The sequence below is a fragment of the Streptomyces sp. NPDC056361 genome (assembly GCF_042262805.1).
Taxonomy (GTDB): domain Bacteria; phylum Actinomycetota; class Actinomycetes; order Streptomycetales; family Streptomycetaceae; genus Streptomyces.
Window position 1 is genome coordinate 26,882 of the sequence record NZ_JBHJQI010000068.1, and the last position, 18,120, is coordinate 45,001.

19 protein-coding genes and 2 pseudogenes are annotated in these 18,120 nt (G+C 72.6%); 9 read left to right on the plus strand and 12 right to left on the minus strand.

Translation table 11 applies throughout. From position 1 onward, the window contains the following. Positions 1-132: 132 nt before the first annotated feature. From ACFCY7_RS22395 to ACFCY7_RS22415, 5 genes are read right to left on the minus strand one after another with little or no spacing between them, the layout of a single operon-like run. The gene (locus tag ACFCY7_RS22395) at positions 133-2,016 is read right to left on the minus strand and encodes a glycoside hydrolase family 36 protein (RefSeq protein ID WP_376487664.1); all 1,884 of its coding nucleotides are present in this window, start codon (positions 2,014-2,016) and stop codon (positions 133-135) included. A 5-nt stretch (positions 2,017-2,021) separates the two neighbouring features. After that, complete coding sequence (locus tag ACFCY7_RS22400; protein WP_376487666.1) at positions 2,022-2,837, minus strand: carbohydrate ABC transporter permease; 816 nt, start codon at positions 2,835-2,837, stop codon at positions 2,022-2,024. After that, the gene (locus ACFCY7_RS22405) at positions 2,834-3,805 is read right to left on the minus strand and encodes a carbohydrate ABC transporter permease (RefSeq protein WP_376487668.1); all 972 of its coding nucleotides are present in this window, start codon (positions 3,803-3,805) and stop codon (positions 2,834-2,836) included. Before ACFCY7_RS22405 ends, ACFCY7_RS22400 begins: the two co-directional genes overlap by 4 nt. 2 nt (positions 3,806-3,807) lie before the next feature. Beyond that, positions 3,808-5,148, minus strand: a complete 1,341-nt coding sequence (locus ACFCY7_RS22410; protein ID WP_376487670.1) for an ABC transporter substrate-binding protein — start codon at positions 5,146-5,148, stop codon at positions 3,808-3,810. Beyond that, entirely contained in the window at positions 5,133-6,470 is a 1,338-nt protein-coding gene (locus tag ACFCY7_RS22415) for an aminotransferase class V-fold PLP-dependent enzyme (RefSeq protein ID WP_376487697.1), read from the minus strand. Before ACFCY7_RS22415 ends, ACFCY7_RS22410 begins: the two co-directional genes overlap by 16 nt. A 369-nt stretch (positions 6,471-6,839) precedes the next feature. Here ACFCY7_RS22415 and ACFCY7_RS22420 point away from each other — a divergent pair, with 369 nt between their 5' ends. Then, a complete protein-coding gene (locus ACFCY7_RS22420) occupies positions 6,840-8,885 on the plus strand; it encodes a serine/threonine protein kinase (RefSeq protein WP_376487672.1) in 2,046 nt (681 codons plus the stop codon). Between the two features lie 60 nt (positions 8,886-8,945). Here ACFCY7_RS22420 and ACFCY7_RS22425 read toward each other — a convergent pair. The 3 genes and pseudogenes from ACFCY7_RS22425 to ACFCY7_RS22435 all read right to left on the minus strand — a co-directional run. Beyond that, positions 8,946-9,153 (minus strand): annotated as a pseudogene (locus tag ACFCY7_RS22425) (NAD(P)/FAD-dependent oxidoreductase); the annotation flags it as partial. Between the two features lie 23 nt (positions 9,154-9,176). Beyond that, the gene (locus ACFCY7_RS22430) at positions 9,177-9,593 is read right to left on the minus strand and encodes an arsenate reductase ArsC (protein ID WP_376487674.1); all 417 of its coding nucleotides are present in this window, start codon (positions 9,591-9,593) and stop codon (positions 9,177-9,179) included. A gap of 48 nt (positions 9,594-9,641) precedes the next feature. Then, positions 9,642-9,800: a hypothetical protein gene (locus tag ACFCY7_RS22435; RefSeq protein ID WP_376487676.1), complete on the minus strand. Its 159-nt coding sequence runs from the start codon at positions 9,798-9,800 to the stop codon at positions 9,642-9,644. A 162-nt stretch (positions 9,801-9,962) separates the two neighbouring features. Between ACFCY7_RS22435 and ACFCY7_RS22440 the strand changes: the two genes are divergently transcribed. From ACFCY7_RS22440 to ACFCY7_RS22450, 3 genes and pseudogenes are all read left to right on the plus strand, one after another. After that, positions 9,963-10,271: a helix-turn-helix transcriptional regulator gene (locus ACFCY7_RS22440; protein ID WP_150161004.1), complete on the plus strand. Its 309-nt coding sequence runs from the start codon at positions 9,963-9,965 to the stop codon at positions 10,269-10,271. Positions 10,272-10,305: 34 nt separating this feature from the next. Continuing rightward, on the plus strand, positions 10,306-11,076 hold the full coding sequence (locus ACFCY7_RS22445) for an aquaporin (RefSeq protein WP_376487678.1): 771 nt from the start codon (positions 10,306-10,308) through the stop codon (positions 11,074-11,076). Next, positions 11,073-12,165, plus strand: a pseudogene (locus tag ACFCY7_RS22450) (ArsO family NAD(P)H-dependent flavin-containing monooxygenase). Before ACFCY7_RS22445 ends, ACFCY7_RS22450 begins: the two are co-directional and overlap by 4 nt. On the opposite strand, the gene ACFCY7_RS22455 reads toward ACFCY7_RS22450, so the two are convergent. After that, positions 12,148-12,555, minus strand: a complete 408-nt coding sequence (locus ACFCY7_RS22455; RefSeq protein WP_376487680.1) for a MerR family DNA-binding protein — start codon at positions 12,553-12,555, stop codon at positions 12,148-12,150. The pseudogene ACFCY7_RS22450 and the gene ACFCY7_RS22455 sit on opposite strands and share 18 nt — an antisense overlap. Between ACFCY7_RS22455 and merB the strand changes: the two genes are divergently transcribed. Together merB and ACFCY7_RS22465 are read left to right on the plus strand one after the other, a co-directional pair. Next, the gene (merB, locus tag ACFCY7_RS22460) at positions 12,505-12,642 is read left to right on the plus strand and encodes an organomercurial lyase (protein WP_376487681.1); all 138 of its coding nucleotides are present in this window, start codon (positions 12,505-12,507) and stop codon (positions 12,640-12,642) included. The two genes, ACFCY7_RS22455 and merB, sit on opposite strands and share 51 nt — an antisense overlap. 127 nt (positions 12,643-12,769) lie before the next feature. After that, positions 12,770-13,309, plus strand: a complete 540-nt coding sequence (locus tag ACFCY7_RS22465) for a DinB family protein (RefSeq protein ID WP_376487683.1) — start codon at positions 12,770-12,772, stop codon at positions 13,307-13,309. A gap of 6 nt (positions 13,310-13,315) precedes the next feature. Here ACFCY7_RS22465 and ACFCY7_RS22470 read toward each other — a convergent pair whose 3' ends face one another. Continuing rightward, positions 13,316-13,828 (minus strand): GNAT family N-acetyltransferase, encoded by a 513-nt coding sequence (locus ACFCY7_RS22470; RefSeq protein WP_376487685.1) that lies wholly within the window; start codon positions 13,826-13,828, stop codon positions 13,316-13,318. 233 nt (positions 13,829-14,061) lie between these two features. Here ACFCY7_RS22470 and ACFCY7_RS22475 point away from each other — a divergent pair, with 233 nt between their 5' ends. Beyond that, the gene (locus tag ACFCY7_RS22475; protein WP_376487687.1) at positions 14,062-14,877 is read left to right on the plus strand and encodes a sulfite exporter TauE/SafE family protein; all 816 of its coding nucleotides are present in this window, start codon (positions 14,062-14,064) and stop codon (positions 14,875-14,877) included. 191 nt (positions 14,878-15,068) lie between these two features. On the opposite strand, the gene ACFCY7_RS22480 is transcribed toward ACFCY7_RS22475, so the two are convergent. Beyond that, positions 15,069-15,446 carry a MerR family transcriptional regulator gene (locus tag ACFCY7_RS22480; protein WP_376487689.1) on the minus strand — a complete coding sequence of 126 codons (378 nt, stop codon included), beginning with the start codon at positions 15,444-15,446 and terminating at the stop codon, positions 15,069-15,071. Positions 15,447-15,560: 114 nt separating this feature from the next. Continuing rightward, positions 15,561-15,923, minus strand: a complete 363-nt coding sequence (locus ACFCY7_RS22485) for an ArsR/SmtB family transcription factor (protein ID WP_376487691.1) — start codon at positions 15,921-15,923, stop codon at positions 15,561-15,563. 265 nt (positions 15,924-16,188) lie between these two features. Here ACFCY7_RS22485 and ACFCY7_RS22490 point away from each other — a divergent pair, with 265 nt between their 5' ends. Further along, positions 16,189-17,562 carry an NAD(P)-binding domain-containing protein gene (locus tag ACFCY7_RS22490; protein ID WP_376487693.1) on the plus strand — a complete coding sequence of 458 codons (1,374 nt, stop codon included), beginning with the start codon at positions 16,189-16,191 and terminating at the stop codon, positions 17,560-17,562. Between the two features lie 37 nt (positions 17,563-17,599). After that, positions 17,600-18,070 carry an ArsI/CadI family heavy metal resistance metalloenzyme gene (locus ACFCY7_RS22495; RefSeq protein WP_376487695.1) on the plus strand — a complete coding sequence of 157 codons (471 nt, stop codon included), beginning with the start codon at positions 17,600-17,602 and terminating at the stop codon, positions 18,068-18,070. Positions 18,071-18,120: the final 50 nt, after the last annotated feature.

An 18,120-nucleotide genomic window follows, 5' to 3' on the forward strand; every position in this document is an offset into this window, starting at 1 on the left:
CGGTGGGGGGGCCCCCCCCCGCCGGCGGGCCGCCGCCCTTGCGGGACCGGGGGGGGGGGGGGGGGGTGCCCCCGGGGGGGGGGGGGGGGGGGGGGGGGGGGGGGGCGGACGGCCGCCCGCCGCCCCCGTCGTTCAGTGCTCGCGCGTCAGGGTGAGCAGGCCGCCGGTCGGCACGGTCACCGGGTTCGTGCCGGTGACGAGGTCGAGCACGGTCTCGGACAGGATCTCACCACGGCAGTCCTGGACGCGGGCGAGGGCCCGTTCCGGCCGGCCGGCGACCAGGAGCACCACGGGGTCCGCGTCCGCGTTGGCGACGAGGAGGGTCCGGGGACCGCCGGTGCCGGGCCCCTCCGTGTCGTCCGGGGCCGGGAGGACGACGGGCAGCGGCGCGTAGCGCGCGACCACCGTGGTGCGGCCGTCGTGGGCGCGGACCAGGGGGTAGCCGAGGTCCGGCCGCGAGGGTTCCAGCGCGCCGAGCTGGAGGACGTCGGCGTACCGGCGGAAGACGCCGAGCCAGAAGTCCAGGACGGCGAGCTGGTCGGGGGTCTGGGCGCCGAGGTCGACGGAGATCTGCGGCACCGAGAAGAGGGCGTTGACCAGGTGGACGGCGACGGACTCGGGCGGCTCGGCCGCGTTCCACATGATCATGTCGGCGTGGACGGCGAGCGGGCCCGCGAGGAGCCGGCAGTCGACGGTGCGCTGGCGGTTCTCGGCGGGGCTGAGCGGGCAGTCGGTGGCGCGGACCATGGTGGCGTACGGCCAGAGCCCGGGGCTCACGTACGGCTGGCGGTGCTCGACGATCACGTCGGGCCGGCTGCGGCGCAGCCGGGCGTCGAGATCGGCGAGCAGCCGGCGTACGCCGTCGTGGACCGCCGCGTGGTCGGCGCCGGGCGGCGCGGGCGGGGGGTCGGCGACGGCGAAGCGGTCGATGAAGTCGAGCTTCACGCCGTCCGTGCCCCACTCCTCCACGGCCCGGGAGATCCGGTCGACGAGGTGGGCGCGGACGTCGGGGTGGCGGGGGTCGAGCACGGCCGCGTCCAGGTGGGGTTCCTCGCGCAGGGTCAGTCCCTTGAAACGCTCCCAGGCCTCGTTCTGCCGGCCGATGAACGGCACGGCGTACCAGAGGAGGTAGGCGAGGCCGAGGCAGTGGACCTCGGCGACGTGGGCCGCGGGGTCGGGGAACGCCTCGGGGTTGGGCTCCCAGTCGCCGCAGTGCCCGTAGCCGCGCGTGCGGTCGGCGGTCTGCCAGCCGTCGTCGACGATGACGCTCTCGCAGCCGATGGCGGCCGCGAGGGCTGCCTGGCGTTCGACGGCTGCGGCGTCGACGTTCTGGTGGAGGCTGTACCAGGTGGAGTAGGCGGGCATCCGCGCGGCCGGGGCGACTCCGGGGTGCCGCGTTCCCTCGGCCCACCAGTCGGTGACGTCCCGCAGGGTGTCGGCGAAGTGGCGCCCGCCGACGTCGATCCGCAGCCGCAGCGGCGGCCCGTCCGGGGTGAGTTCCTGCTCCACGGTGAAGGCGAACTCGCCGCTCTCCTCCACCACTCCGGCTCCGACGCGGACGGGCGCGGTCGTCTCGCCGGCCGCCGCGGTGCACAGCGCGCGGTCGCCGGCGCCGACCAGGCTGGCGACGGGGGCGCCCAGCGCGAGCGACACGGTGCGGGGGGCGATCCAGGACGGCGGAAGCCAGCGGGAGGCGTCGGTGTTCGGGGTCCAGTAGGCGGTGGCTCCGACGCAGGGGACGCGCCATTCGGCGCGGACGGTGACGGTGTCCGCCGCCCTGACCTCGACGAGTGCCACACCGTCGGCGACCGTGGTGGAGACCGGCTCCCACTCCTCGCCGCCGAGCCCGGTGAGGTGGACGACGAGCGGGGTTCCGGTGGCGTGGTGCAGGCCGGTGGGGAGCTGCCGGTGGACGACGGTGCCGTGGGTGTCCCCGGCCGGGGCGCCCGGTCGCCAGGCGGGCACGGGCTGCGGGGCGGCGGTGTCCGGTGCGGTGGCGTCCGGTGCGGTGGTCACGGTGGTCACTCCTTCGTGGCCCCGGCCAGCAGGCCGGAGATGAACTGGCGTTGCAGGACGAGGAAGAGGGCCATCACCGGGATGGCGGCGATGGCGCCGGCGAGCAGCACCTGCGCGTAGTTGGTGGTCGACAGGCCCTGCAGGGTCGCGGTGGCCACGGGCAGCGTGTACATCTCGGGGCTGCGCAGGGCGATCAGCGGCCACACGAACTGGTTCCAGCCGCCGAGGAAGACGAACAGCGCGAGCGCGGCGATGATCGGCCGGTTGACCGGGATGACGATCCGCCACAGCACCCGCAGCTCGCCCGCGCCGTCGACGCGGGCCGCGTCCAGGAGTTCGTCCGGCATGGACCGCAGCGCCTGCCGCATCAGGAAGATGCCGAACGGGGTGACCAGGCCGGGCAGGACGACCGACTGGTAGGTGTCGATCAGCCCCAGTTCCATCATCATCTGGAAGATCGGGATCAGCATCACCGTGTCGGGGATGACCAGGGTGCTGAGCAGCAGGACGAAGAACAGGTTCCGGCCGCGGAAGTCGAACTTGGCGAAGGCGTAGCCGGCCAGGACCGACACGACGACGGCGCCCACGGTCTGCACGCCGGCCACCAGGACGCTGTTGAACAGGACGCGGGTGAGGCCGATGGACTCCTGGAGTCCGTGGAGGTTCTCCATGAGGTGGCCGCCGGGCAGCAGCTTCGGCGGCCACGAGAACACGTCCTTGTCGTCCTGCGTGGCGGCCATGGCGAGCCAGTAGAAGGGGCCGACGCACAGCCCGAAGGCGCCCGCGAGCAGCAGGGTGAGGAGGGGGCCGCGGGCCTTCATCGGCGCTCTCCCATCAGGCGGACCTGGAGGACGCCGAGGACGGACACGATCAGCGCCAGCGCGTAGGCGAGGGCCGAGGCGTAGCCGAAGTCGAAGTACGTGAAGCCGTTGTCGTAGAGGTACATGGTGACCGTGAGGGTGGCGTTGTCGGGGCCGCCGCCGGTGAGGACGTACGGCTCGTCGAAGAGCTGGAGGGTGCCGATGGTGGAGAGCACCACCGTAAGCAGGAGGATCGGCCGCAGCTGGGGCAGGGTGATGGCGAAGAAGCGGCGGACCGGCCCCGCCCCGTCGACCATCGCGGCCTCGTACAGCTCCTTCGGGATGCCCTGCAGACCCGCCAGGTACATCACCGCGTTGTAGCCGGTGTAGTGCCAGGTGATGACGAGGACGACGCCGACGCGGGCCCAGAAGGGGCTGCCGAGCCAGTTCACCGGGTCGATTCCGAAGAGGGACAGCACCCAGTTGAGCAGTCCCGCGTCGCGGTTGAGGATCACGGAGAACATCACCCCGGCGGCGACCAGGCCCGTCAGCGACGGGACGAAGACGCCGAGCCGCCACAGCGGCCGCAGCCACACCTTGGTCGAGTTGAGGCCGAGGGCGACGAGCAGGGCGAGGCCGAGCATCAGCGGCACCTGCACGACCAGGATCAGCGCCGTGTTCCGCAGCGCCGTCCAGAACAGCGGATCGGCCAGGAGACGCCGGTAGTTGGCGAGCCCGGCGAACCGCTCGGCGTCGCCGTTGCCGGTCGTGAGGCTGATCCAGAACGAGGCGGCGATGGGGTACGCCTTGAACACCGCGAAGCCCACGACCGCGGGCGCGATCAGCAAGTACGGGACCGAGGTGCGGGTCAGCAGCCGGCGCCGGCCCGGGCGGGTGCGCCCGGCGTGCCGGCGGGCGCCGCGACCGGCGGGGGCGCCCGCGGTCGCGGCCCCCGCGGCGGGAGCGCGTTCGGACGGGGCGAGGGACATGATCAGGCCGCCTGCTTCCGGCCGGTCTGCCGGGACAGCTGCTCGGCCGCGGCCTTCAGCACCTCGGCCGGATCGGCGCCCTTGATCAGGACCTGGCTCTGCGCGTCGCTCGCGAGCTTCAGGGCGCGGCTGTAGTCGCCGGTGAAGTTGGTCGCGTCCGCCCCCGAGTCGAGGGACTCGACGAAGGACCGCAGCACGGACTGGCCGCCGTAGAAGGGGTGCGGTGCGCTGAACTTCGGGTCCGCATAGGCCGCCTTGAGGGCGGGGAACACGCCGCCGGAGGCGAACATCCGGTTGATCTCGGTCGGCTTGGTGAGCGCGTACTCGACGAATCGCCAGGCCGCCTTGCGGCGCTTGCTCGTCGCGGAGACGGTCAGGTACGTGGAGTTGACGATGGCGCTCCGCCCGCCCCCGGGTATCGCGGCGGGCGCCTGCATCACGCGCCACTTCCCGCTCTGGGCGGGGAACTTGGTGGCCAGGTACTCGATGGCCCAGGCGGGGTACGGGGCGGTGGCGAGCTTCCCCTGGCCGACCAGGCGCTTCCAGGTGCCCTGCCCCGCGGTGTCGGCGAGGAGCCCGGCGTCGTCGAGCCGCTTGATGACGGTCAAGGCCTGGACGGCCTGCGGGGAGCCGAGCGTGACCCTGCCCTCGCGGTCGAAGTAGAAGGCGCCCTGAAGCTGCATCAGGTTCTGGAAGAAGTCCATGCCCTGGGTCGTGCCGGGCTTGTCGAGCCCGAGCAGCTGGGCGCCGGTCGCGGCACGGATCTTCGGCCCCGCGGCGATCAGGTCGTCCCAGCTGGTGAGCGAGGCCGGGTCGACCCCGGCCTTCTCGAAGTAGTCGTGCCGGTAGAACAGGCCCAGCGGATTGACCTCCCAGGGCAGCGCGTGGACCGCTCCGTCCTTGCCCACGACCGTCGGCCACAGCCCCTGGACGAACGCGTCCTTGTGCCGGTCGGCACCGAGTCTGGACAGGTCGGCGAGCCCCTGTGGGAACTTCTCCAGGTAGCCGGGAAGGTAGTCGACTCCGATGTGCAGGACGTCGGCCAGGCCCTTGCCTCCCGACGCCAGCCCCACGGTGATCTTGTCCCAGATCGCCGGGTTCCCCAGGTCCTGCACGTCGACCTTGATCCCGGGGTTGTCCCGCTCGAAGGACGGGACGACCCCGCGCAGCGCCTCGGCCGCGGTGGTCCAGCTCCACACGGTGATCGGACCGCTGTCGCCGTCGGCACCGCCGGCCCCCGCGCCCGATCCGCCACTCCCCCCGCCGCAGGCGGCGAGGCCGACCCCGGCGGCGGAGGCGGTGGCCAGGTGAAGAATCTGACGTCGGCTCAGGTGGTGCGACATGTCTGCTCCTTGTTGTCGGTGGTGATGTCGGTGGCGGTGATGTCGGTGGCGTTTTCGGTGCCGGTACTGATGCCGACGCCGGCGCCAGTTCCGGTGTCGGCGTCGGTTCCGGTGCCGGCGTCGGTTCCGGTGCCGGCGCCAGTTCCGGTGCCGGCGCCAGTTCCGGTGCCGACGCCGGCGCCAGTTCCGGTGCCGGCGTCGGTTCCGGTGCCGGTGTGCGTACGGGTCCGGCCGGCGCCCCCGGCCAGCCCGCGCAGCGCCCCGGCGAACAGGTCCACCGCGGCGGCCGGCGTGCAGGCGTGGGGCGAGAGCCGGATCCACTCGCCGCGGCGCGTGGTGATCACACCGGCCGCTTCGAGGTCCCGGTGCACGGAGGCGGGATCGTGCCCGGGCAGCCGGAACGCGCCGATCCCGGCGCGCTCCCGCTCCCCGAGACCGTCCAGGAGGACCTCGGCGCCCGCCCGCCGCGCCCGTTCCAGCAGTTCGGCGAGTACGGCCCTGATCCGGGCCCCCACCACCGCCGGACCGCCCCCCGCGAGCAGCCCGTCGATGGCCGCACCGAGCGCCGCGGCCGCCGGGAAGTCCGGATTGGTCGCCAGGTGCGCCGCGGCCCCGGGCAACGACGGCGCCGGATGCCGCTCCGCGAACGGCTCCGTCACCCCCGCCCATCCCCCGAGCCCGGGCTCCAGACGCCCGGCACACCGGTCCCGGACCAGCAGTACCGCCGCTCCCCACCCCGCCCGCAGCCACTTCTGCCCACCGCTGACCAGGACATCGGCCGCCTCCACCTCCAGCGGAACGGCGCCCAACCCCTGGATGGCGTCCACGATCAGCAGCCGATCCGGTCCCAGCACCTCCTTCAGCGCGGCCAGCGGCGCCACGTGTCCGGACAGCGAGTCGACCGCGCTCACGGCCAACGCGGTCACTTCCGGAGTGAGATGACGCCGCACCAGGTCAGCCGTGACGTGCCGCTCCCCGTCCGGCTCGATGAACCGGACCTCCGGCCCGCCCCGCCCCGCGAACCGGACCCACGGATACACATTCGCCGGAAACTCCCCCCTCGGCACCAGCACGACCCCCGGCCCCCGCAACCCCGCGGCCACCGTGAACAGCCCGTTGCTCGTGGACGGAACCAACGCCACCTCCTCCGCCCCCGCCCCCACCAACCGCGCCGCCGACCCCCGCGCCGCATCGCTCAGCCCGAACAGCCGCCCCAACTCCCCCGGCCCGGACCGCGCCGCCAACCCCAGCGCCTCCACCAGCGCCCCGGCCGCCCGCCCGTCGACCGGCCCGACCCTGGCGTAGTCGAGGTACCCCACCACGGGTCCCTCGTGAATTTGATCGTTCAAAATCCATCCCTAGTGAACCCAGGAACACGTGACTCCTGGAATTTGAAGGTTCACATTAGAGATCCGTTGCCACTCCGACAAGGGCTTCGCCCACCCGTATCCGCCCGACCGGCCCGGCGCCTCGGGCGGCCGCCCGCCGCCCACCGCCACGACCCGAGCCGAACCGACCGAGCCGAACCGACCCCCGCGCTCCACCCGCCGCACACCTCGCACGGCCCCCAACTGGGGCTTTCTAAACGGATGCTGTTATTCCATCGGAGATCGTGAAGGATGGGCGCCGCCCCGGACGAGAGCCGGTCCGGACTCCCCGGCCGTCCACCGCAGAAGAGGAACGGACTTCCCGTGAACCGTGTTCGCCCCGGCGGGCGCGTGCAGCCCGCCCGCCCCGGCGACCCCGCACAGGTCGGCCCGTACCGCATCGTCGGCCGCCTGGGTTCGGGTGGCATGGGCACCGTTCACGCGGGCCTGGACCGCACCGGCCTGCGGGTCGCGGTCAAGATCGTCCACCCCGCCCATGCCGAGGACCCCGAATTCCGCGCCCGGTTCCGCCGCGAGGTCCAGCTCTCCGCCCGCGTCCAGGGACCGTGCCTCATCCCCATGCTCGCCGCCGACCCGGAGGCGGACACCCCCTGGCTGGCGACCGCGTACACCCCGGGTCCCACGCTCGACCAGCACCTCACGGCTCACGGCCCCCTGTCCGGCAGCTCCCTGCACGCCTTCGCCTCCGGCACCGCCCAGGCCCTCGCCGACATCCACGCCGCCGGCATCGTGCACCGGGACGTCAAACCGCAGAACGTCATCCTCACCCCGGCCGGCCCCCGCATGCTGGACTTCGGCATCGCCCACTCCGTCGACGGCACCTCCGTGACCCGTACCGGCGTGATGACCGGCACCCCCGGCTGGATCAGCCCCGAGCACTACCGCACCGGCACCGCCGGCCCCGAGGGCGACGTGTTCGCCTGGGGGGCTCTCGTCGCCTACGCCGGCACAGGCCGCCTGCCCTTCGGCGCGGGAGCCCCCGACGCGGTCGCCTACCGCGTCATGTCGGAGGAGCCCGACCTCCGCGGCCTCCCCGACGAACTGCACGAGCTCGTCGCGCGGGCCGTCGCCAAGGAACCGTCCGACCGCCCCGCCGCGTCCGACGCCGTCGGGGAGTGCGTGGCCCTCCTCTCCGCCCAGACCACCCAGGTCGTCTCACCCGGGTCGAACCCGACGCTCATCAGCGATCTCGTCGCCACCCAGTGGCACATACCCGTGCCGGACGACCCGGCCTGGCCCCGTCCCGCCGCGCGCTTCCACCGGCGCGCGGTCACGGCCGCCGCCACCGCCGTCGCCGTCGCCGTGATCGGCAGCCTTGCCGTCTACGCCGCCACGCCCGATCAGGGAAGCACGGACCTCGGCCGGAAGGCCCCCGCCTCCACGCCGACCCCCTCCGGCGAGGCCTCCGGGGAATCCGCTCCCGCAGCCACGGCCACCACCGACCCGGCCGCCCCGATGGCATCCAGGCCCGCGGCCGACCCCCGGACCGTCCGGGTCCCCACGGACCCCCTCGTCGGAGTGCCCCACCCCGCCTACTCCCGGGCGGGCGACGAGACCCAACCCCACCCCGACGAATGGCGCACCAGCACCACGCCCGGCAGCCCCGAGGAACAGGACGCCGCACAGGCCATCCGCGACCACATGACCTCGATGCTGGCCACGAAGGACATGGACTTCATGCGCCCCACCGTCACGTTCAACCTGCGCGCGCAGACGTTGATCGTGACCGGCGGCCCCGTCCCCCAGCTCCCCGACGACTACCAGGAGGTGTTCCGCGAGGCCGGCCGGATGGCGGCCTGCACCGCCCTCGCCCACCGCCTCAAGGACAAGCCCACCACCTGGCCCTACGGCCGCTTCTCCATCCACTGGAAGACGTCCGACGTCGAGGCCCCGGCGATCGGCTTCGGCGAGGCCACCGACGGCTGCTTCGGCGAGATCGCCGGACAGTGGCACGGCGACGAAGCCGGCATGGCGACGGCGGGATTCCCCAGCAGCGACAAGGCGGAGATCCGCGTCGCCGACGCCGCGGTCAAGGCCATCACCGCCCGCTGGAACGCCGACACCGCCAGGACGAACGCCGACCCCATCGGCCCGGGTGACGGCATCAGCCTCGGCTTCGACCCCGTCGAGAACGCCGCCTACGTATGGACCGACGACCCCAACAGCCGCTTCACCAGCCGCGCCTCCCAGTCCACCCTCGCAGGCACCGTGGAGGCATCCCTCTGCCGCAGCCTCATGGAGGAGTTCCACCGCAACAGAAGCTGGAACTACACCCGCTGGGCCGTCGCCGTGTACGACGAGTACACCGGCACGCGCCAGTTCGTCGACTCGGGCACCTGCACGACCTGAGCACCGCTCACGGCACTTGACACCACCCGGGATCGGCCGGCAGAACGCCACGCCGACACGTACCGCGACGGGAAGGCCGCGGAAGAAGAACCCGTCGCAGGTCGCGCACCACGAGACGCCGCGACCGGACAGCTCGTCCTCGTTCGGCAGGCCGAGCTTGCGGTAGCCGGAGCCGGTCGCGATGATCACGGCCTTCGCGCGGTGGACCGTGCCCTCGGAGTCGGCGACCTCCTTGACGTCCCGTCAGATCGACGGAGACGACGTCGTCGGCGGTGGGCCCGGTCGCTTCGGTTACGCCTCTTGCTTCGCGTCGATCTCGGCGATGAGGCCCTCGATCAGGCCCTTGATCTCGTCACGGATCGGGCGCACGGCCTCAACACCCTGGCCGGCCGGGTCCTCCAGGGCCCAGTCGAGGTACTTCTTGCCGGGGAAGATCGGGCAGGCGTCGCCGCAGCCCATCGTGATGACGTAGTCGGACGCCTGCACGGCCTCCGTGGTCAGGACCTTCGGCTTCCGGTCGGAGATGTCGACGCCGACCTCGGCCATGGCCTCGACGGCGGCCGGGTTGACCTGGTCGCCCGGGATCGAACCCGCGGAGCGGACCTCGATGCGGTCGCCGGCCAGGTGGTCGAGGAATCCGGCGGCCATCTGGGAGCGGCCGGCGTTGTGGACGCAGACGAAGAGCACGGAGGCGAGCGGAGCGGTCATCGGTTCTTCCTTGGGCAGGGACGGGGCGTGGTGCGGGGACGGGAGGCTTCAGGTGCTGGGCAGGGTGTCCGGCAAGGTGGTGATCCGGGCGTCGGTGGCGTCGCGGACGGAACGTACGACCGCGATCGCGGCCCCGTCCGGATCAGGGACGGGCCAGTCCAGGTAGCGGTGGCCGGGCACCACGGGGCAGGCGTCGCCGCAGCCCATGGTGACCACGATGTCGGCGGCCTGGACGACCTCGTCGGTCAGCGGCTCGGGATGGACCTCGTCGAGCGCGAGGACTCGGTCATGGGGAGAACCCCCTTCGGCGGGTTCAAAGAGGTCAGCCCAGGCTGGTATCAGTTCCGGGTGATGTGACAGTATCAGTCCATGATGACGTCAGTCGATACTGATCTGATCCGGGTGTTGGGTGATCCCCTGCGCCTCCAGATCGTGACCCTGCTCGCCCGCGAGACGCTCTGCACCACCCACCTCGTGGAGGAGACCGGTGCCAAGCAGACCAACCTCTCCAACCACCTGAGAGTGCTGCGCGAGGCCGGGGTCGTCGAGACGGAGCCGTGCGGCCGCTTCACCTACTACCGGCTCAAGCCGGACGTCATCGAGGCCCTGGCCGGTCAGTTCGCCGACCTGGCCGCGGCCGCCCGCGCCAACGCCGACACCAAGAGAGCCTGCCCGTAGCCTCTCGCCCCCACCTGCCGAGGAGTACCCGCCCGTGACCGCCACCGAGCCCGCTGCGAGCGACGCCATAGCCACCGACACGTCGCCGCAGCCCGCACCCGGCGCCACCCCGCCCCGTACCCCGCTCGCCGCACGAGCCGCCGCCGAGCTGGTGGGCACCGCCGCCCTCGTCGCCGTCGTCGTCGGCTCCGGCATCCAGGCCACCCAGCTCACCGACGACGTGGCGCTCCAGCTCCTCGCCAACTCCACCGCGACCGTCTTCGGCCTCGGCGTCCTCATCGCCCTCCTCGGGCCGGTCTCCGGCGCGCACTTCAACCCGGCCGTCACCCTGGCCGAGTGGTGGACCGCCCGACGCGGCGGCGCGGGCGTGAACTCCCGGGAGCTCGCCGTCTACGTCCCCTCCCAGATCGTCGGCGCGATCGCGGGCGCGATCCTGGCGGACGCGATGTTCGGCGAGCCGCTGGTGAAGTGGTCCGCGCACGACCGCTCGGCCGGCAACCTCCTCCTCGGCGAGGTCGTCGCGACGGCCGGCCTGATCCTGCTGATCTTCGGCCTGGCCCGTACGGACCGTCTCCGCTTCGCGCCGGTGGCGGTCGCTTCCTACATCGGCGCCGCCTACTGGTTCACCTCGTCCACGTCCTTCGCGAACCCGGCAGTGACGGTCGGGCGGGCCTTCACCGACACCTTCGCCGGCATCGCGCCCGCCTCGGTCCCGGCGTTCGTCGGGATGCAGATCATCGGCGCGGCCGTGGGCCTGGCTTTGGTCGCGGTCATCTTCATGCGCGGGAAGACGGACGCCGAGTGACCCAGGTCGTGGACGTGGTGGTGATCGGCGGCGGCCAGGCCGGGCTCGCCGCCGGCTACCACCTGCGCCGCCTCGGCCTGGACTTCGTGATGCTCGACGCCCAGGCCGCCCCGGGAGGGGCCTGGCAGCACGCCTGGGACTCGCTCCACCTCTTCTCCCCGGCCGCGTACTCCTCGCTACCGGGAAGGCTCATGCCACCGCAGCCAGGGGAAACGTACCCAGGAGCGGCGCACGTCGTCTCGTACCTCTCCGACTACGAGCAGCGCTACGAGCTCCCCGTCGTCCGCCCCGTCCGCGTCGAAGCGGTCCACCGCGACGGCGAGTTCCTCCGCGTCGAGGCCGATGCCGGAACCTGGCGGGCCCGTACGGTCATCAGCGCGACCGGCACCTGGTGGCGCCCCTTCATCCCCGCCGTCCCCGGGCGTACGGAGTTCAAGGGTGCCCAGCTCCACACGGTCGAGTACCGGCGCCCGGCCGACTTCGCCGGGCTGGGGGTCCCCCCCAGGGCGAAGCCCTAGGGGGAGGGTCGTGGTGGTGGGCGGCGGGAACTCCGGCGCCCAGATCGCCGCCGACCTCGCGTACGACACCGACCTGACCTGGGTCACCCTCCGCGAACCGCGCTACCTCGCCGACGACATCGACGGCCGCGCCCTCTTCGACCACGCCACCGCCCGCCGCCGCGCGCTGGACGAGGGGCGGACGGACACGGGAGGCGTGGCCTCGCTGGGCGACATCGTCGCCGTCCCGCCCGTACGCGAAGCACGCGACGCCGGGCTCCTCAAGGCCCAGCCGATGTTCGCCCGTCTCACGGCAACCGGCGTCGAGTGGGCCGACGGCACCCGCGCGGACGCCGACGCGATCATCTGGTGCACCGGCTTCCGCCCCGCCCTCTCCCACCTCGCACCCCTCGGCCTGCGCGGCCCCCGCGGCCACATCCCCACCCACGGCACCCAAGCCCTCGCCGAACCCCGCCTCCACCTCCTCGGATACGGCGACTGGACGGGACCGGCGTCCGCCACCCTCATCGGCGCCGGCCGCCCCGCCCGCGAAGCCGCCCGCCAGATCGCCGGACTACTCGGTACCGCCTGAGCCGGCGGGGCGCGCGAGGACGGTGCCGATGTCGCCGTCCGTGCACCTATCCGGGTCGGTCGCAACGGCCCGGCGGGCCGGCTCGCGCAGCGCGGCACGGGCCTCGCGCAGCGCTGCACGTGCCGCGCGCAGCTCGCTCATGCGGCACTCGATGTCGGCCAAGTGCCGCTCGATGAGCGTGCCGACCTCCATGCACGGGGCCTGGCCGCTGTCGCGCAGGGCGAGGACCGAGCGGATCTCGGCGAGAGTGAGCCCGGCAGCCTGGGAGTCGCGGACGAAGGACAGCCGGGTGGTGGCCTGCTCCGAGTCGTCCCGGCAACCGGCGTCTGCTGCGACGCGATGAACTTCTTCGCCGACCGCTCCACCGCCGAGACGTGGGCACACCGCCACCCCGATGTCCCCGGCCGCATCACCAGCCAGGCCGAGGCTGTCGCCCTCCCAACACAGACCTTCGGACCGCTGCTCGCCGAGGACTGAACGAGAACGCCGAAGGTTCCACGGCGCATCCGGGCGGGAATCATCCAGGCCCGGGGCTCCGGGCCTCCAGGGCTCCGGGCCTCCGGGTCTCCGGGTCTCCGGGTCTCCGAACAGGAGCGGAGTGATCATGGGCGATCGTTCAGCGTTGGACCGGCAGGCCGTCCTCGACGAGTACGCCAGGGCCCGCCGGACCTTCCACGCGCTCTTGGACGACGCGACGCCGACCGACCTCGCCCGCCCGACCAACGGCACCCGGTGGACCAACGGGCAACTGCTGTGGCACATGCTTTTCGGCTACCTCGTCACCCGGGTCCTGCTGGGCCTCGCGCGCGTCTTCAGCCGACTGCCCCGGAGCGCGAGCAAGCGCTTCGCCGGAGTGCTGAACGCGGGGACACGCCCCTTCGACCTGGTCAACTACCTCGGGCCGTGCGGGGCCGTGAAGGTCTTCGGGCCCCGAAGGACGGTCGCCGCGTTCGACCGGATCACCGGCTCGCTGGAGCGGCGGCTCGCGAAGGAGTCCGAGCACGATCTGGCGCGGGGCATGCACTACCCGGTCCGGTGGGACCCCTTCTTCAAGGACTTCATGACCCTCGCGGACCTCTACCGATACCCCACCCGGCACTTCGACTTCCACCACCGCCAGCTCACCCTCGGCGAGAGCGGCTGAGGCCCGTCAGCCGATATGGGGGCTGCGCCGTTCGACCAGGACGGTGTCGCGCCAGACACCGTGGTGCCGGCCGATGCGCTCACGGGAGCCGATGACCCGGAAGCCCGCGCGGGCGTGCACGGCGAGGCTGGCCGTGTTCTCAGGGAAGATGCCGGACTGGATGGTCCAGATCCCCACCGCCTCGGTGGACTCGATCAGCGCGTCGAGCAGGGTCCTGGCGACGCCCCGGCCACGCGCGTCGGGGTGGACGTAGACCGAGTGCTCCACCACGCCCGCGTAAGCGCAACGGTCGGAGACCTTGGTGGCGGCAACCCAGCCGAGCACGGTGCCGTCGGCATCCAGGGCAGCGAAACGGTGCTCGGGCAGCTTGGCCGTGTCGAACTCCGTCCAGGTCGGGGCGGTGGTCTCGAACGTGGCGTTGCCCTCGTCGATACCGGCCTGGTAGATCGCCAGGACCTGGGCGGCGTGGTGGGCGGTCAGCGGCACCACGGAGATCGCATGCACGGTGTGGATCGTCATGGAGCGGATTCTGCCAACCGGCCTTCTCGGCCGTGGATCGGACAACGAGGGCGGACACCCTTTCGACATCGTCGCCGACTCGCCTGAGGTCCGACGTGCCGTTGGTTGCCGTGCCAACCACGGTGCTGATGTTCAGAGGTAGGGACGAACCCTGAGCGGACACCCGGTGGCTTTCCCCGAAGGTGTGGCCCGGCCGTAGCAGGCTGGGGCGGCCACCAGCGAGGATGCCCGTCATGACCGCCTACCAGAACCTCGCCCCTCCCCGCTCGACGCACCCGGCGCCCGTGGTGTTCGGTGCGGGAGCGGCGATCGGCGTTCTGGGCGGGATGATCGGTCTGGGCGGCGCGGAGTTCCGCCTGCCGCTGCTGATCGGCCTCTTCGGGTTCGCCGCGCTCTCGGCCGTCATCCTGAACAAGGCCATGAGCCTGGTCGTGGTCCTGGTCGCGCTGCCCGCCCGGCTGGCGGCCGTCCCGGCTGCCGAGGTGGCCGGGCGCTGGCCCGTCGCGGTCAATCTGCTGGCCGGCAGTCTGCTGGGCGCCTGGGCCGGAGCGGCCTGGGCCGTGCGCATGCGGAGCGCCACCCTCTACAAGGTCCTGGCGGCTCTGATGGTGCTCATGGCAGCCGCCCTGGCAGTCACGCACACCACCACCCTGGGGGCGTTCGAGCTGCCGCTGTGGGCTCGGGTGCCTGCCGGTGTCGTGGCCGGCTTCGGCATCGGGGTGGTCGCGGCGATCATGGGCGTGGCCGGCGGCGAGCTGCTGATCCCGACGATCGTGCTGCTGTTCGGCGAGGACATCAAGACCGCCGGAAGCCTTTCCCTCCTGGTCTCCCTGCCGACCATGCTGGTGGCCTTCGCCCGCTACAGCCGCGACGGCAGCTTCGCCGTACTCGGCACCAACCTCCGCTTCACCCTGGTCATGGCAGGAGGCTCGATCGTCGGCGCGGTACTGGGCGGGCTGCTCCTCGGTGTGTTCCCGGACCTTGTGCTCATCCCCGCGCTGGCCGTGGTCCTCCTCGTCTCCGCGGTCAAGCTCGCCCGGCACGACTGACTTCGGCGAGACGACTCGGAGGTCAAACCGCCGGCGACCATGCCCCAGGTGATCAAACCGACCACGAAGATGCCGCCGTGGGCGGCGAGGGCGACCAGGCCAACGGAACGCGCGACGGTCAGGATCGGTGAGCCTACTGGCGGCCGGACCGCTGAAGGGGATGGGGCATCCCGTGCTGGAGGCGCACACCGTCAGGTCGTCGCGACCCGCGTCGACTGCGGCCGACAGAGCGGTGCGGTCGGGGTGACATCGCCGATCCTCGCGTTCACCTCGGCGAGCTTGGCCGCAGCACGTTCCTGGAGCCCCGCGATCGGCCGGCCGTGCCGGTGGCGGCCGGCCTCCAGCAGCCGAGCGACCTCCTCCATCGTGAAGCCCAGCCGCTGGGCGGCCTTGACCACCCGAAGCACGGTGACCGCGTCCTCGCCGTACAGGCGGTACCCGCCCGGGCCGCGGTCGGGCTCGGGCTCGGGCTCGGGCAGCAGGCCACGCCGCTCGTCATAGCGCAGCGCCTGGATGTTCACCCCGGCCACGGCCGCGACCTGCCCGCTGCGCAGCTCTTCGCCGGTCACGGCGCATCCCGGCGGGTGGCGGCCCGCCCCTGGAGAGCGTTCCTCGAGGCCGGGACATGTCCGACGGCAAGCCTGTACCTGGGTACAGGTTGCAAGTCCGAGCTCCTGCCGGGACTACGCGGCGGCGGCCTTGGTGAGGAGCGCGCCCATGGCGGCGAGGACGGCGGGTTCGACGCGGTAGTAGACCCAGGTGCCGCGCCTTTCGGAGGAGAGCAGCCCGGCCTCCTTGAGCTTCTTCAGGTGGTGGGAGACGGTCGGTTGGGAGACGCCGACGTCGGAGATGTCGCAGACGCACGCCTCACCGCCCTCGTGCGAGGCGACCGCGGAGAACAGTCGCAAGCGGACAGGGTCACCCAGCGCCTTGAACATGACCGCGGTCCGCTCGGCCTCCTCGGCCGTCAGCGGTCGCTCGGCGAGCGGCGGGCAGCAGGGCTCGACGGCGGGCTCCAGAAGCGGCAGCGCCTTCACATTCGACATACGTCTATGTTGACACACATCGAACCAGGCACTCAGGGGTTGCACGTCGCGCTATCAGCGGACGAGCCGTCGGGGTGCCCCGCCGCGCTCCGGCCGCGCTCCGGCCGGGCTCCGGCCGGGCCCGGCCGCGAGATCCCTGCGACCTTGCCGCACTCCGCGAGTGAACCCATCAATTCGATGGATGTCTATGTTGACGCTCGTCGATACAAGTGCCAAGCTGAAGGCGCAAGAGATCGACGGACGTCGAAACACAAGGGGAATCGCCATGAACGTCACCGCCACCGAGCAGCTGCCTGTCGTGGTCATCGGGGCCGGCCCTGCCGGTCTGGCCGCCGCTGCTCATCTCGTCGACCGCGGCCTGGAGCCGCTGGTCCTGGAGGCGGGTGCGCGGGCCGGCGCGGCAGTACGCGAGTGGGCACACGTGCGGCTCTTCTCCACCTGGAGCGAGGTCACGGACCCGGCGGCCGAGAAGCTGCTCGCCCCGACCGGCTGGGTGAAGCCGGACGCGGGCACGTACCCGACCGGCGGCGACTGGGCGGCCGACTACCTCCAGCCGCTCGCCGACGTCCTCGGCGACAAGGTCCGGCTCAGCGCCCGGGTCACCGGCGTCTCCCGCGTCGGCCGTGACCGGATCGTCGACGCCGACCGCGAGGCCCAGCCCTTCACCGTCCACGTCGCCTACGCCGACGGGCGCGAGGAGCGGATCCTCGCCCGCGCCGTCATCGACGCCTCCGGCACCTGGGCGGTCCCGAGCCCGGCCGGCGGCGACGGACTCCCCGCCCTCGGCGAGCGCGCGGCGGCCGACCGGATCTCCTACCGCGTCCCCGACCTCGACGACCCCGCCGTACGAGGCCGGTACGCGGGCAAGCGCACCGCCGTCATCGGCTCCGGCGCCTCCGCCTTCACGGCACTCGCCTCCCTCGCCGACCTCGCGAAGTCCGAGGACGGCACCGGCACGCACGCCACCTGGATCCTCCGCCGGGGCATCTCCGGCTCCACCTTCGGCGGTGGCACCGCCGACCAGCTCCCCGCGCGCGGCGCCCTCGGCCTGGCCGCCAAGGCCGCCGTCGACGACTGCCACGCCGACGCCGTCACCGGCTTCCGTACGGACGCGATCGAGCGCGACGGCGAGCAGCTCGTGCTGGTGGCCGAGGACGGCCGCCGCCTCGACCCGGTCGACCAGGTCATCGTCCTGACCGGCTTCCGCCCCGACCTGTCCTTCCTCGACGAACTCCGCCTGGGCCTCGACGAGCGCCTCCAGGCCCCCGTCGAACTGGCCCCGCTGATCGACCCGAACCAGCACTCCTGCGGCACGGTCTACCCGCACGGCGTGAAGGAGCTGTCGCACCCGGAGGAAGGGGTGTACCTGGTCGGCATGAAGTCGTACGGCCGCGCGCCCACGTTCCTCGCCCTCACCGGCTACGAGCAGGTCCGCTCCGTCGTCGCCGCCATCGCCGGCGACCGCGAGTCCGCCGAGCGCGTCGAGCTCGTCCTGCCCGAGACCGGCGTCTGCGGCGGAGCCGGCCTCTTCGACCAGCCGGAGACCGACAACCAGGCCGACGGCGGCGGTTGCTGCGCCCCCACCCCGGCCCTCATCCAGCTCGGCGTCGGCTCCCCGTCCACTTCCGGCGGCTGCTGACCCGCCCGTACCCCGCCCTCACAGCAGGAGGACCGTCATGTCTCGTGTACAGCTCGCCCTGCGCGTCCCCGACCTCTCGGCATCCGTCGCCTTCTACTCCAAGCTCTTCGGCACGGAGCCGGCCAAACTCCGCGACGGCTACGCCAACTTCGCCATCGCCGAACCGCCGCTCAAGCTCGTCCTCATCGAGGGCACCGACGGCGAGGCCACCCGCCTGGACCACCTCGGCGTCGAGGTCGACACCACCGACGCCGTCCACGCAGCCACCACCCGGCTGGCCCGAGAAGGTCTCGCCACCACGGAGGAGAACGACACCACCTGCTGCTACGCCCTCCAGGACAAGGTGTGGGTCCACGGCCCCGGCCGCGAGCCGTGGGAGGTGTACGTCGTCAAGGCCGACGCCGACACCCTGGCCAAGCAACAGGCCGGCACGTGCTGTTCCACCCCGGCCACCGCCGGCGCCCAGGCGAGCGAACCGGCGACCGCCACCGCCGGTGGCTGCTGCTGATCGGCTGATGACCCGCCTTCACACCCGCGGGGCCGCGACCGGAACAGGGG

Bases quoted from the DNA above. Each gene is read 5' to 3' on its own strand.
- ACFCY7_RS22440 (WP_150161004.1), top strand. From the start codon at position 9,963: ATGATGACGTCAGTCGATACTGATCTGATCCGGGTGTTGGGTGATCCC.
- ACFCY7_RS22405 (WP_376487668.1), bottom strand. From the start codon at position 3,805: ATGTCCCTCGCCCCGTCCGAACGCGCTCCCGCCGCGGGGGCCGCGACC.
- ACFCY7_RS22470 (WP_376487685.1), bottom strand. From the start codon at position 13,828: ATGACGATCCACACCGTGCATGCGATCTCCGTGGTGCCGCTGACCGCC.
- merB (WP_376487681.1), top strand. From the start codon at position 12,505: ATGAACTTCTTCGCCGACCGCTCCACCGCCGAGACGTGGGCACACCGC.
- ACFCY7_RS22400 (WP_376487666.1), bottom strand. From the start codon at position 2,837: ATGAAGGCCCGCGGCCCCCTCCTCACCCTGCTGCTCGCGGGCGCCTTC.
- ACFCY7_RS22465 (WP_376487683.1), top strand. From the start codon at position 12,770: ATGGGCGATCGTTCAGCGTTGGACCGGCAGGCCGTCCTCGACGAGTAC.
- ACFCY7_RS22410 (WP_376487670.1), bottom strand. From the start codon at position 5,148: ATGTCGCACCACCTGAGCCGACGTCAGATTCTTCACCTGGCCACCGCC.
- ACFCY7_RS22495 (WP_376487695.1), top strand. From the start codon at position 17,600: ATGTCTCGTGTACAGCTCGCCCTGCGCGTCCCCGACCTCTCGGCATCC.
- ACFCY7_RS22430 (WP_376487674.1), bottom strand. From the start codon at position 9,593: ATGACCGCTCCGCTCGCCTCCGTGCTCTTCGTCTGCGTCCACAACGCC.
- ACFCY7_RS22490 (WP_376487693.1), top strand. From the start codon at position 16,189: ATGAACGTCACCGCCACCGAGCAGCTGCCTGTCGTGGTCATCGGGGCC.
- ACFCY7_RS22435 (WP_376487676.1), bottom strand. From the start codon at position 9,800: ATGGGCTGCGGCGACGCCTGCCCCGTGGTGCCCGGCCACCGCTACCTG.
- ACFCY7_RS22485 (WP_376487691.1), bottom strand. From the start codon at position 15,923: ATGTCGAATGTGAAGGCGCTGCCGCTTCTGGAGCCCGCCGTCGAGCCC.
- ACFCY7_RS22475 (WP_376487687.1), top strand. From the start codon at position 14,062: ATGACCGCCTACCAGAACCTCGCCCCTCCCCGCTCGACGCACCCGGCG.